The following is a 12,489-nucleotide window of genomic DNA, read 5'->3' as shown; positions in this document are numbered from 1 at the left end:
CCGGTCCACCTACCAGCCCAACCACCCGGGCTGCCGATGGGCGAGCGGCCAAACGGCCGCCCTCCCCCGCGACGCGTTACTGCAATATCGGGTAGAACTGGGTAAACATCATATCTTTCTCGGCATTGGCCTGGTGGCAGGCCGCACAACTGGCGGGCGGCGCCGCTGTCGAGGTTTTGCTATAGGGCGGGGCATGATGGCCGAAGTTAAAGAAGCCCCAGCCATTGGTCTGGCTGAAACGTTTGCTGTCTTTCACCATCACATCCATACCGTTGTACTGGCCGGCAAAGAAGCCGCGTCCCGATGGCGCGTCCAAAGAGCCGTCCTGATGTGAGCCCGGTTTAAGCAGCACCAGCTCCTTGGCCACCACCGTGCCATCGGGAAAAGTACCGGTACGCTGGTACACCGCAAAGGCATCGGGGTTGACATAGACGTGGTGAAACTCGGGAAACCCGGCCGCCCCGTTATTCAAGCCATTCGGTGTCAGCGGCGCCCCGATAAACACCCATTCGCGAAAACCTTCCGGTTGCACCAGGTTTCCCTTGGCATCAAACACGGCGGCACCGATATTTTGTCCCTTATCCGCCGCCGAAACTGGGGCGGCAATCAAGCCGGCACAGATAAGGGCTGACGTGAGCATCCATTTATAGCCTGTATTCATCGCGCTTCTCCTGTTGTGATTTAGCGGCGAGCCCAACCTTCACGCTGCCGCCGACAGTTCAACCCGGGGAAAATCGACCACCGTCCCGGCTACCCGATTGAGGTAATTGGTCAGTACGTTGAGTGCCACATGGGCCACCACCTCGACGATCTGGCCCTCATCCAAACCAGCGTTTCGCGCCGCCGCCAGATGATCGTCACTGATGCCGCCCTGGTGGCGCACGACAGTAAGCGCTAACTCAAGCAGGGCCGCATCGGCACCCTTTTCGGCCTGGCCTTGTCGCGCCTGCTGGATCTCATGCGGCTGAAGCCCGGCCCCCTTGCCCAGCGCCGCATGGGCACTGAGGCAGTATTCACAGCTGTTCTCCTGGGCGACGGCTATCGCCACCAACTCCCGCTGCCGGGCATCCAGACGCCCCGCGCCAAGCGCCTCGGCGAGTTGCAGATAACCGTTCAGGGCGGCGGGAGCATGGGCAATAGTGGTGAACATATTGGGCAACACACCCAATTTGGCCCGGACCGCCTGCAGGGTGGCAGCGGTGGTGGAATCGGTCTTATCCAGTTGGATCGGTGCTATGCGTGGCATGATGAATCCTCTCTATGGTCGATGAAAAAAATAAACCGCGCCCTTGGGGCACGGCTTGATATTGACAGCGAAACGACTACGATAGGTATCAATTCATATCAATTTTTATACTTTGAGTATCATTATGAGCGATCGACTGGTAGACCTGCTGAAGTGTTTTTCACTCAAGGCCCGGGTATTTCAAACCGGCCCCCTGTGTCACTCCGCCGGCTTCGACCGGGAGGCCGGCGTCGGTTATATCCACCTGTTGCAACGGGGCCGTCTGCAGGTGCAATCCGATACCCACCCCACCCTCCAGTTCGATGAGCCCACCCTGTTTCTCTACATGAATCCCACCGCGCATCACCTGATGCCGCAGGACGACCAGGTCGAGACGGTGTGTGCCTCGTTCGAATTCGGCATGGGATTGAACAACCCGCTGGCCCGTGCCCTGCCGGAGGTGGTGGTGATCCGCCTGACAGATATCCCGGCGCTGGAACGGGCCCTGTCGCTGCTGTTTATCGAGGCGGCGGAACACCATTGCGGCCAGCAAGCGATCCTGGACCGTATGATGGAGGTCATTATTGTATTGGTACTGCGGGACTTGATGGATCAACACCGCTTGCAGGTGGGCCTGCTGGCCGGACTGGCCGATGAGCGACTGGCCAAGGCGATCAACGCCATGCATGCCGAACCGGCAAAAGAGTGGTCACTGGAGACGCTGGCCGAGCGCGCCAATCTGTCTCGCGCCCGTTTCGCCAATCGTTTCCGGGAGGTGGTGGGCACTACGCCGGGGGCCTACCTGAGTGAGTGGCGACTCACTGTCGCCCAATCCCTACTACGCCAGGGCAAGCCGGTGCAGTATGTCGCGGACGTGGTGGGTTACGGCAGTGCCAGCGCCCTGTCGCGCAGCTTCCGGGCACACCTGGGGCAATCCCCGCGGGAGTGGTTACGCACTCAGTTCGCAGCCGCCTGAAACGACGCCGCGGGCACCAGTCGCTTGCGCTCCCGGTACGCATAGGGCGTCAACCCCACCAAGGTTTTGAATTCATGGTTGAAGTGGGATTGGTCGTAAAAGCCGGCGCCGTACCCGACATCCGCCAGGTTTGACAGAACGGGCTGTTTCAGTAACTGGCGCGCCTGCTCGACACGCAACAGCCGGGCGTAATATTTCGGGCTGATCCCGATCTCGCGCTTAAATCGCCGCTCCAAGCGGCGGCGACCGATAGCCAACTGATCACAGAGCGTGCCGATTTCGATACGGCCCTGTTGCGCTTGCAATTGCCCCAACGCCTCCCGGGTGGTGGCATGCAACCCCTGGCGCGCTTCGATTCGCCCCCACAACCACTGCTCCAATAGGCCAATACGCTGTTCGGTATCGAGACAGTCACACAACGTTGCGTACAGATTCCCACCCACATCCAACACGAGCTCATCCAGCGCCAACGGCGCATGGGCAAGCTCATGCAACGGAATACCGGTTACCGGGTAGGCGCCGCCGGGGTGAAACCGTACCCCCAGAATATGCACCGTACCGGTGGCGGAGAAACGCTTGGCACCGCTGTTGGTACCATCAAACAGCGCCGGGGCAGACATCGGGGAACCGTCAAAGTGAGGCGTATCGGCAAAATTGAACACCATGCCCATCCCCCCTTTGGCGTAGAGGTACTCGACCGCGGCTTCCTCGCCCTTCAGCGCACACCGCACCTGCCAATAGCACTGCACCACCGACGCAAGGGTTGGTGAGGGGGCATACATACGAAAGCCCAAGTGCCTCAGTGAATCGGGTTCGGCGTGTGACGGCATGGAAGAGTCATCCGGTTGGCAGATCCATTGAAAGGGGTGTCGCAAATTTCCAATACGCGTTTAAGCAGCATATTTAACATCGGGGCACAGTTCAACAACACCAGAGGAAAACCCCCAATGACTGAACGAATCCGACCCGCCGATATCCCCCAGGGCCTATATAGCGCCATGGGCGATGTGGAAGCCTACCTAAAAACCCTGCCATTCGATCCCGGGCTCCTGGAACTGGTGCGACTGCGGGCGGCCCAGCTCAACGGCTGCGCCTATTGTGTCGAGATGCACCACCTGGAGGCGGCGGCCGCCGGCGAATCCGAGCAGCGACTGTATGCGCTTTGCGTCTGGAAAGAGACGCCGTTTTTCAGTGACAAGGAGCGGGCCCTATTAGCCTGGACCGAGAAGGTGACCCTGCTCGCCGACAATGAAATATCGGACGAACTCATGGCACAGATGCAGCAACACTTCAGCCAGAAGGAGATCGCCAACCTGACCCTGGCGATCGCCCAGACCAACAGTTGGAACCGCCTGGGTAAAACCTTCGGCATGGCGCCGGGGCGTTATAAGGTGGGCATGCACGGCTAAGTGATCCGGGACGGCATCCGGGCGATGCCGTCCCGTCAATCAGCTAAAAATGATTACTTGGCGGTTGCAAAGCGCAGACCGTAAGAAGCCCCGGCAAACAACACGGTCTGCCAGGTACCGAACAGCAGGGTGGTCCACAAATGATCACTGCGGACCTGGCTGATCCCGCTGGCCAGCTCCAGTAGATAGAACAGGAACCCACCCAGCGCACCGGCCGATGTGATGATCAGGACAAACGGCAGGATGCCGGAACGAATACGCCAGGCGTAGAGCAGACCCAGGGCCACGCAGCCGGCCCCCACCACACCGCAAACGGCATACAGGTAGTGTTCATCCAGCCCCGAATCGGTACCCACCTTGACCGCCAGACGCCAGCCGATAACCCCGACCGATACCGTCACCAGTAGCGCCGAGAGCGCCTTGCGCGCATCCCGGTTGGCGATATAGCGACCGGCATAGAACAAAAACAGTCCCAACACCACGCCCGGCCAGGCATCGCCCAGCCACTTGATATCCGGCAGGTAGGGCCCGCCGAAACTGCAGATCAGACCTGAAACCAAACCAAGCAGAACGAATGCCTGAAACTGTTTTTCCATCATGTGGACGCCCCCCAGCGTGTTAATAGCTTTACCCGGCTACGGCAAAATTGAGCCAGGACAAGGAGCCGCCTGCCCCGAGCCCCTATGCTAGCCGCCAAGTTTATCACCAGAGATAAAGATGGAGCACAAAATGAGTGAAGATAGCCAACAGACAACCCCCGAAGCCAGCGCCGGTGACGACCAACCGACGCAAGCTACTGCAATCAACGTAAATATCCAGGTAGAGACTGCCGAAGAGAAAAAAGAGGCGGAACGCCCCGGCTTCTGCTGTGGTTCCTGCTCCTGATCTATGCTTGACGGGGAGGTCCTGCCTCCCCCGATTCATCCCCATCCTGCCACACCGTCCCACGCGTGTTCCCATTCAGCTACAACGAACACATAAGACATTGTTATTAATGCATTTTAAATTGCTAGCGCAAAGCGGCATTCGGCCCTAGAATAAGCCACTCTAAACACCGCCCGGCAGCAGACGCCGGGAACCGATCCCCTCTTTTGAGCGCCGCCCGCTTGATTCAACACATCGATGATTTCCCCACCGAGATTCCACCCGAGGACGACAGCCTGTTCGAGCGCATCGCCGTTGGTATCGAATCCCAGGGCTATATCATTCTCCCTGCGGGACTGCCGACCCACATCTCCAACAGCTTGGTACAGTACCTGAGCCTGCTGGAGGAGGAGCGCTTTCATCAGGCACGCATCGGTCGCGGTCTGGAGCAAGACCAAAACCCGTTTATCCGTCGAGACAAGATTTTCTGGATGGACGACGCACATCCCAACGCCGCCCTCTGATTCGACTGGGCCTCACGCCTGAAACGCTACCTCAACCGGCGCCTGTTCCTCGGCCTGTTTTCATTTGAGAGCCACTTCGCCCTCTACCACCCCGGTGACTTCTACAAAAAACATCTGGACGCCTTTCGCGGCGAATCCAATCGGGTGCTGACACTGGTCACTTATCTGAACATGGGCTGGGAACCGGGACAGGGCGGCGAACTGGTACTGTACGCCCCGGACGACGGCGATGAGATCACCAAGGTGGTGCCCGCCTTCGGCACCATGGTGATCTTTCTCAGCGAAGCGTTTCCTCATGAAGTGCTGACCGCCGACCGCGACCGCTACAGCGTGGCCGGCTGGTTCCGCATCAACGGCTCGATCAACCGGCAGATTGATCCGCCGCGTTAAAGAGACCCGGACATCAGCGCTCGGCTTCGCTAACCGGCCGATCCTCACTGGGTGGCACACCAAACATACGGCGATATTCCCGGCTGAATTGGGAAGGGCTGGCGTAGCCGACATGATAGGCCGCATCACTGGCGGACTGATTGTCATAAAGCATCCGCCGCCGCGCTTCGTGCAGACGAATCGCCTTGATGTACTGGATCGGCGTCGAACTGGTCACCGCCTTAAAATAGCTGTGAAACGAAGAGGGGCTCATATTGGCCCTGTCCGCCAACGCCGCCACCTCCAGACTCGCTGAATAGTTACTTTGAATGTAATTGATCACCCGAGCGATTTGAAAGTTGTGTCTATCCCGATAGGCAAACGCCCGCAGCAGATCCCCTTGCGCACCGTGTAACACATGGAACAGCAACTCCTTGATAGCCAGACTGCCCAACACCCGGGCACTGGACGGTTGGCCCACATAGGAGAGCAGTCGACCCAATGTCGATTTGATATCCTCGCCCAAAGAGGAGACAAATATCCCCCGCTGCGCCGCCGAAGCGGCCGTGCTTGAAAACGCGTCGATCTCCTGGGAGAGCTCATCGAGCAGTTGGGTATCGATGCCGATCTTAACCGCCAGGTAGGGAGTTTCGCGGCTGGCATCCAGCACCTGGCAATCCAGCGGCAGCGGCACCGACAACACCAAATAGTTGAGGGCGTCGTAGACAAAACTCTCGTCCCCCAAATGCGCCACCTTTCGACCCTGCACAACGATGTAGATACAGGGTTCGTACATCACCGGGGCTCGCTCAGTCATCGCCTCATCACTTCTTACCAGGCTCATGTGAGGCACATCGGTGACCCATACGCCTGGCTCCGGCATGAGCGCCAATAGCTGCGCGGCCAATGAATTTTCTTGCGTCATATTCCGCATTATCCTTTCGATCGACTGTGACGGATTATGGCATGGCAAACCTGGAAAATTCAGCGCCGAACGCCAACAATTGTAGGAATAGGCAAGAACTTTAGAGTATCCATCTAATCCACCGCCCTCGCCGGCCCCTAGACTGTTTGCACCATGAGCGATTGGGAATTCGATCCATCCATTCCCAACCCATCAACAACATCGCAAACCATCAATGCAAACGACAGGAGTACGCATGAACAAACGAAAACTGGGAACAGAAGGGTTGACCGTCTCCGGCGTCGGACTTGGCTGCATGGGCATGTCAGATTTCTATGGCAGCCGCAACGAGGCCGACTCACTCGACACCCTCTCCACCGCTTACGAATTCGGCGTGCGATTCTGGGACACGTCGGACATTTATGGCCCCAAAACCAATGAAGTGCTATTGGGTAAATACTTCAAACAACACCCGGAACAACGGGAGCAGATCGTACTGGCCACCAAGTTCGGAGTACTGCGTAACGACCAGGGTGATTTCCTCGGCGTCAACGGCCACCCCGACTATGTCAAACAGGCCTGCGATGCGAGCCTGCAACGCCTGGGCGTCGAGCATATCGATCTCTACTACCAACACCGGATGGACCCCAACGTCCCCATCGAAGAGACCGTCGGCGCCATGAGCGACTTGGTCAAGGCCGGCAAGATCCTTTACCTGGGCCTGTCAGAGGCCGGCGTCGACACCCTGAAACGTGCCGTGAGCGTTCACCCCATCGCCGCCTTGCAGAGCGAATACTCGCTATGGAGCCGTCATCTGGAAGCGGCCATCCTGCCCGCCTGCCAGGAGCTGGGCATCGGTCTGGTTCCTTACAGTCCCCTCGGGCGAGGCTTCCTGACCGGGGCCATCCAAAGCCGCGCCGATCTGGATCCGGACGATTGGCGGTTGAACAACCCGCGCTTCTCGGAAGAGAACTTTCACCATAACCTGACGTTGGTGGAACGCATCAAGGAGCTGGCCGCCGGCAAGCACTGCACCCCCGCGCAGCTGGCACTGGCATGGATTCTTCACCAGAACGAACACTATGTGCCGATACCCGGCACCCGCCATCCCGATCGACTCAAAGAGAATGCGGCGGCGGTGGATATCGTCCTGACCCAGGAAGAGTTGGAACAGATATCCAATGCCTTGCCCAATGATATCGCCTGGGGCACGCGCTACCCGGAAGCGGTGATGGGGACATTGGATAGGTAGATCCTCAACAACGGCAATAAGATCACCAAGGTGCCATCCAGTTTCAGCGCCTTGGTGATCTTTCTCAGCGAAGCGTTTCCTCATGAAGTGCTGGCCGCCGACCGCGACCGCTACAGCGTGGCCGGCTGGTTCCGCATCAACGGCTAGATCAACCGGCAGATTGATCCGCCGCGTTAAGCCGGAAACTCAGCCTTACTGACCAATAAGCGAGGGCATTTTTACCAGCGATTTTATCCTGTTCACAACTAACGGGACGCGCCCCTGACTTATCGGGTCGTTTGGCATGTGACCTGGAATGGATTCAACAAAACGACGCGCCTGTAGCAAGCCATCAAATCGTTCCGCCAGCACCTGAACCAATAGCGGATCAACAGCGGATCAACAGCGGCTACTTCGTCTATAAGCTCCGACCGGCCATCCAATACGGCAACAACATCTTCGATATCATGACTCATCAGGTAATCACCTTGGCCACGTCCGTCGAAGGCTTCCAGCTTGCTAATCAGAAAATAGGGTGCCGACACCATCCGAATCGACTTACCCGACGGCAAAGCCATGCGCACCGCATGCTCTACAGCTTGGGCATACCAACGATTACTGAATCCCAGGATAGAGCCATCGGTTGGCATTACGTCCAGAATTACACCTTGCGTGATCCAGCGGCACAATGGCGCGCCTTCACTCGTGTCTTCCCTGAAACCAAGTTGGCGCAATCTGTCCGACAGTTGGAGATATTCGGCCAAAGTAGCCACCTGGACGATCGTATCGACATCGCGCGTGACGCGTATGGGTGGCGCCGCTACATCGGTGATCAACAAACCGGTGGCACAGCCGCCGACAAAAACCATCTCTTCGGCCAAGGCACCCAAGCGAGTAACTGCCAATTCGATAATTTCTAGGTTAGGATTCTGCACTCTTCTCATAGCGTTCCATCCGCTCACGTATCTCCCTGATCGCCCATTCACGCTCTCTTGCCCTGCCGCCGCGTATTGCATCAACCAGCGCCAATAGCTCATACAATTGCCGGTCACGGCCGGCGGCCTCAGGGGCCGACTTATAGAGCGGCGAAAATTGCATCCCCCTTACTTCACCGTCAACCGATGGCCACACCGGGGGCGGTTCCGCATCCGGGACAAAGTGCGTGGCCAGCGGTGGCGCTGCATGCGCGGTCAACATACCCCGGCACATCTGACCGCGTTCCGGAACAAACACATAGCGCAATCCATGCACCAAAAACTCCTCCAGGTTTCGCGTATTCGGAACAACACGATCCCCTTCCTGCAGCGCGAGATTGGCCGCCAATGCCCGCTTTATCGCCGCGTGGACCTCGGACGGACTCATGCCTAGCTCCAGGGCCAGGCGATGATAGGCCCAAGCCTGGTGCCCCATGGCAACCAGCTTGAGCAATACCAAAACATCTTGCGGCTTTAGATTCATCCTTTATTCGCTATTCGTGAATCGCGAATAAAGAATAGCTTTAAACGAAGCATTGAGCAAGAACACTCCGCTAACTACTGCTACAAAAATCGCCTGGAAACCTTTCGTGCGACGCCAACCGGCAGGGTTAAACAGTCTGCAGCGGCGACCACTCCACTTCGCACTCCCCGGCATCTGTCGCCACGTAGGCGGAATCGCCGGTGATGGTGACGGACAGTGTCATGGTCCTTTGCACCAGTCCGGCCAGCTTGTCGATGGCGTTGGCGTCGAAACGAAATACCGAAACCGGCAGCAGGGCGAATTTGCCTTTGGACTGTTCCCACCAGACATCGGATTTGGCATTGAAGCTGTAGACCTTGACCGTTTGCGCCAACCGCGTGGCTTTTTTGATCCGCTCGACGGCCGGTTCGCCGACATCGATCCATAGCGCGATTTGATCATCCAGTGTACGCAACCAGATATCCGGCACGTCGGGTTCCGACAACCCCTTGGTAAAGGCCAGTGACTCCTGGGCATTCAGGCAATAAGCCAGTACCCGCGCCATCATCCGTTCCGGGTTCTCCGACGGGTGTTGCGCCACCGTCAGGTTCAGGGTGTCGTAATAGTGGCGGTTGATATCCGACAGGCTGATGTTGAATTTGTAAATGGTCGGCTTCAGGGCCATCTCTTATCCTTCTTCACGGCTGTCCCGTAAACGCCCTCGCCCTCAGAGAGGGCGTTGGGGTGAGGGGATTGAATAGGGTAACTTATTAACTATCATACCCCCTCATCCTGTCCTTCTCCCAAAGGGAGAAGGGACGCGCTAAATTACACTTCATATCTTCGTGCTTCGTTGTTGTTTTTAATACCACTAATAATTAATGAGTCATAAAAACCAGCACAAGGTTTTTTGGGACAGCAATGGTCTTTCGTTACGATTGCGTACGCTTGAGGGGCGGGTTGAAAGGCGGGAAAGGTACCACGTTAAGGCGTGGCGACCGAATTAATCCTGGTGCAATTGACGAATCAGGGCCGGGATCTCACTCGGGTGCAGCACCGTATGGTGGGGGGTGATGCCGAGTTCGGCATCCAGCGGCTGTTGATGCTGCACCCAGACCGAAGTGATACAACTGCCGTGGGCACCGGCGATATCCGCCGCCAGGCTGTCGCCCACGTGGATCGCCTCGTGGGCTTCGCAATCAGCCAGCTTGAGGGCCTTTTCGAAGATGGAGCGCGCCGGCTTCTCCTCCGGTTCCTGGCCGCCGATGATGATGTGGTCCACATGGGCCGCCAGGTTGACCGCCTCGATCTTCGGGATCTGGGAAAACACCGGGCCGTTGGTGATCACCACGGTGGTGAACAGTTGGCGGGCCTCGGCCAGAAACTCCTCGATGCCCGGAAAGAACTCCAGGGCCGCCAGGCGGTCGCGGTCGAACTGACGCTGCAGCGCCTGCGCGACCGATTGGTTCACCCGCTGCGCGCCTAGTTCAACCAGCAGATCCTCGATCAACTGTATGCGAAAGGCATCCTCGCCCTGTTGTTTGATAATCGGCGTATAACGTTCCCGCTGCGCATCGCTCCAGCGGCGAAAGAAACCGTCTTCATAGCGATTGGCAAACAGTACGCCATCCACACCGAACTGCGCATGCACCGTCTCGGCCAACCGCGCCTTGGCCAAGTCCGTGGCCTTGCGGGTATCGCAGAGGGTTTCATCCAGATCGAGAAAAATCGCTTTCAGCACAGCCGTATCCTTATTGGGGATGAGCGGCGCCCAAAGACGCCACCAGCCCACGAATTTAGAAATAACTCCACAGACGTTCCCACGTTCCTCGCCCCCCTCGTTCCCACGCTCCGCGTGGGAATGCATACCCGAACATCACCAAACCTTCTCCACCACCATACCGGCTAACCGGGCATAAATCCGCTCGCTGGAATAGCTCCACTGATAGTAGACGTTCCCACGCAGAGCATGGGAATGCATACCCGCTCGTCAACCGCCCCGAAACCAGATCCACCCCTCGCGCCGGGCCAGATCCGCATCCGTCGGTGGCATGCACAGACCCTGCAGGAAATGATAACCCGCCAGCACGCAGATTGCCGCATCCAGCACATCGTCATCTTCCTGCAGGATGGCCGTATCCACTTCAAACACCAGCTGCTCCTGCAGCCACGAAACCATCCCCGTCCGCTGCGCCGCATTGGCGGCACCCTTGTAACCCTGAAACCGCATCCCCGAGGTTTTCAGCACCGCCGCCGGGTAGACTTCGATGGCCGCTGCAGGCTCGCTGAATCCGGGCGACCAGGCGAGCGGAACAGCACACGGCTGTCGTTCACCGATCTCGTGCAGCAGCGACAACGCCGCATGGGCGGTACGGGCGATGCGATCCGCTCCCACGTCCAACGGTAGCTTGCCCAACTGCCGATGGGTAAAACGGTCGGTGTCACGGCGGAACAGGCGATTGGGCACCACCGGAAGAAAACCGCCGGCCCGATGCACAGCCAGGGCATCGCCCAGGGCGGCGGGCCAGCCCAGCGGCGCGTCCATCGCCAGTAACACCCGCGGTGCATCGGCCATCCAGTCGATCACCCGATCCGCTACCGACTCGCCTTTCGCCACCTTGCCCAGCCGATCCACCACCGGGCCGTTGGCGGTCGCCCAACCCCGCGCCAACCCCACCCGCTTCGGGTCGGTGGCGCAGTCGATGCCGATGATACAGCCGTTCATGTCGATCTACCCTCTGCTTTCATACACTCCATCACCGCACCCGCCACACCGATCCGAACGGGTGATGTCCATGAAGTAACAGCTTCCGTACCTCATCTATCCAGATAACTCCATCACAATACCCACCCAGCGCAAACCCGCCAACTTCTCAATCAAAGTATTGTTTGTTAGTCTCTCAGGGCACCAGGGAACACACTTCCGAAAGGATGCACACACCCCTCCTGCACTCGGATGAATCCGGCGGCTGTGCGCGGTTTTCCCAGCCAGACTCGACCGCATCGTTGGCGTACCAACACCCATACACAGAAACGTGGAGCCTGACGACCATGTTGCACGAAAACATCCTCAATATCCGGGACGAGAGTGGACTGGGCAGTGTCTACCATGAGCTGCAACTCAGCTTCGAAAAAAGCCGGGTAACCGTGAAGGACATCATCACGGAACGGGTCATTCAGGAAGTGGCCCTGTATAACCGCAAGGCCTCGGAATACCGGCACGCCCTGGTTGAGCCATCGGATACCGAAGCCATGCTCAATCGGGCGACCAAGGGCAAGAGGCGGCCCATCGACACGCAAAAGCAGATCGACATCGCTATCCAAGCCTTTTCTGGCAACGGTTTCTTTATCCTGGTTGACGATCAGCAGGTCGAGACGCTGGAGCAGATCGTGGAGATCACGCCCCACACCCGCGTCAGCTTCGTCAAACTGGTTCCACTGGTGGGAGGGTAAACCGGCCCATGAGCCTTATCAGCAAACTGATCGGTAAGATTAAAGCCCCCCGCGAAGTTGACCACCCGCCGCAGAGCGGATTTGAGCAACAGATACA

Annotated in this window: 17 protein-coding genes; 7 read left to right on the top strand and 10 right to left on the bottom strand. The window is 58.1% G+C overall.

All coding sequences use genetic code 11. From position 1 onward, the window contains the following. Positions 1-76 precede the first annotated feature (76 nt). Positions 77-661 (bottom strand): cytochrome P460 family protein, encoded by a 585-nt coding sequence (locus ACQY5R_RS04470; RefSeq protein WP_428605028.1) that lies wholly within the window; start codon positions 659-661, stop codon positions 77-79. 39 nt (positions 662-700) lie between these two features. Continuing rightward, positions 701-1,246: a carboxymuconolactone decarboxylase family protein gene (locus ACQY5R_RS04465; RefSeq protein WP_428605026.1), complete on the bottom strand. Its 546-nt coding sequence runs from the start codon at positions 1,244-1,246 to the stop codon at positions 701-703. A 124-nt stretch (positions 1,247-1,370) separates the two neighbouring features. Between ACQY5R_RS04465 and ACQY5R_RS04460 the strand changes: the two genes are divergently transcribed. Continuing rightward, complete coding sequence (locus tag ACQY5R_RS04460) at positions 1,371-2,201, top strand: cupin domain-containing protein (protein ID WP_428605024.1); 831 nt, start codon at positions 1,371-1,373, stop codon at positions 2,199-2,201. Here the strand turns inward: ACQY5R_RS04460 and ACQY5R_RS04455 are convergent. Further along, positions 2,183-3,031 carry a helix-turn-helix domain-containing protein gene (locus tag ACQY5R_RS04455; RefSeq protein ID WP_428605021.1) on the bottom strand — a complete coding sequence of 283 codons (849 nt, stop codon included), beginning with the start codon at positions 3,029-3,031 and terminating at the stop codon, positions 2,183-2,185. The genes ACQY5R_RS04460 and ACQY5R_RS04455 overlap by 19 nt on opposite strands. A 117-nt stretch (positions 3,032-3,148) precedes the next feature. Between ACQY5R_RS04455 and ACQY5R_RS04450 the strand changes: the two genes are divergently transcribed. Further along, the gene (locus ACQY5R_RS04450) at positions 3,149-3,610 is read left to right on the top strand and encodes a carboxymuconolactone decarboxylase family protein (RefSeq protein WP_428605020.1); all 462 of its coding nucleotides are present in this window, start codon (positions 3,149-3,151) and stop codon (positions 3,608-3,610) included. Positions 3,611-3,663: 53 nt separating this feature from the next. Here ACQY5R_RS04450 and ACQY5R_RS04445 read toward each other — a convergent pair whose 3' ends face one another. Further along, a complete protein-coding gene (locus tag ACQY5R_RS04445) occupies positions 3,664-4,209 on the bottom strand; it encodes a hypothetical protein (protein ID WP_428605019.1) in 546 nt (181 codons plus the stop codon). Positions 4,210-4,339: 130 nt separating this feature from the next. Between ACQY5R_RS04445 and ACQY5R_RS04440 the strand changes: the two genes are divergently transcribed. The 3 genes from ACQY5R_RS04440 to ACQY5R_RS04430 all read left to right on the top strand — a co-directional run bounded on the left by ACQY5R_RS04440 (position 4,340) and on the right by ACQY5R_RS04430 (position 5,388). Then, on the top strand, positions 4,340-4,495 hold the full coding sequence (locus ACQY5R_RS04440) for a CCGSCS motif protein (protein ID WP_428605016.1): 156 nt from the start codon (positions 4,340-4,342) through the stop codon (positions 4,493-4,495). Positions 4,496-4,716: 221 nt separating this feature from the next. Then, positions 4,717-4,998 (top strand): hypothetical protein, encoded by a 282-nt coding sequence (locus tag ACQY5R_RS04435; protein WP_428605014.1) that lies wholly within the window; start codon positions 4,717-4,719, stop codon positions 4,996-4,998. Between the two features lie 18 nt (positions 4,999-5,016). Beyond that, the gene (locus ACQY5R_RS04430; protein ID WP_428605480.1) at positions 5,017-5,388 is read left to right on the top strand and encodes a 2OG-Fe(II) oxygenase; all 372 of its coding nucleotides are present in this window, start codon (positions 5,017-5,019) and stop codon (positions 5,386-5,388) included. A 13-nt stretch (positions 5,389-5,401) separates the two neighbouring features. Here the strand turns inward: ACQY5R_RS04430 and ACQY5R_RS04425 are convergent, their stop codons facing one another. After that, positions 5,402-6,292, bottom strand: coding sequence for an AraC family transcriptional regulator (locus tag ACQY5R_RS04425; RefSeq protein ID WP_428605011.1), 891 nt, complete (start codon positions 6,290-6,292; stop codon positions 5,402-5,404). Between the two features lie 235 nt (positions 6,293-6,527). On the opposite strand from ACQY5R_RS04425, the gene ACQY5R_RS04420 reads away from it, so the two are divergent. Further along, positions 6,528-7,523 carry an aldo/keto reductase gene (locus ACQY5R_RS04420; protein ID WP_428605008.1) on the top strand — a complete coding sequence of 332 codons (996 nt, stop codon included), beginning with the start codon at positions 6,528-6,530 and terminating at the stop codon, positions 7,521-7,523. 266 nt (positions 7,524-7,789) lie between these two features. On the opposite strand, the gene ACQY5R_RS04415 is transcribed toward ACQY5R_RS04420, so the two are convergent. The 5 genes from ACQY5R_RS04415 to ACQY5R_RS04395 all read right to left on the bottom strand — a co-directional run bounded on the left by ACQY5R_RS04415 (position 7,790) and on the right by ACQY5R_RS04395 (position 11,664). After that, complete coding sequence (locus ACQY5R_RS04415; RefSeq protein ID WP_428605005.1) at positions 7,790-8,446, bottom strand: hypothetical protein; 657 nt, start codon at positions 8,444-8,446, stop codon at positions 7,790-7,792. Continuing rightward, the gene (locus tag ACQY5R_RS04410; protein ID WP_428605002.1) at positions 8,424-8,960 is read right to left on the bottom strand and encodes a hypothetical protein; all 537 of its coding nucleotides are present in this window, start codon (positions 8,958-8,960) and stop codon (positions 8,424-8,426) included. Before ACQY5R_RS04410 ends, ACQY5R_RS04415 begins: the two co-directional genes overlap by 23 nt. Before the next feature lie 127 nt (positions 8,961-9,087). Further along, complete coding sequence (locus ACQY5R_RS04405) at positions 9,088-9,624, bottom strand: YaeQ family protein (protein WP_428605000.1); 537 nt, start codon at positions 9,622-9,624, stop codon at positions 9,088-9,090. 318 nt (positions 9,625-9,942) lie between these two features. Continuing rightward, entirely contained in the window at positions 9,943-10,680 is a 738-nt protein-coding gene (locus ACQY5R_RS04400; protein ID WP_428604998.1) for an HAD family hydrolase, read from the bottom strand. 249 nt (positions 10,681-10,929) lie between these two features. Beyond that, on the bottom strand, positions 10,930-11,664 hold the full coding sequence (locus ACQY5R_RS04395) for a DUF429 domain-containing protein (RefSeq protein ID WP_428604996.1): 735 nt from the start codon (positions 11,662-11,664) through the stop codon (positions 10,930-10,932). 326 nt (positions 11,665-11,990) lie between these two features. Between ACQY5R_RS04395 and ACQY5R_RS04390 the strand changes: the two genes are divergently transcribed. Next, a complete protein-coding gene (locus tag ACQY5R_RS04390) occupies positions 11,991-12,392 on the top strand; it encodes a hypothetical protein (protein WP_428604993.1) in 402 nt (133 codons plus the stop codon). Positions 12,393-12,489: the final 97 nt, after the last annotated feature.

This window comes from Sedimenticola sp. (assembly GCF_050289425.1).
Classification (GTDB): Bacteria; Pseudomonadota; Gammaproteobacteria; order Chromatiales; family Chromatiaceae; genus Sedimenticola.
Note: the sequence above shows the minus strand (reverse complement) of the source record. Positions and strands in the feature narration are given on the sequence as shown.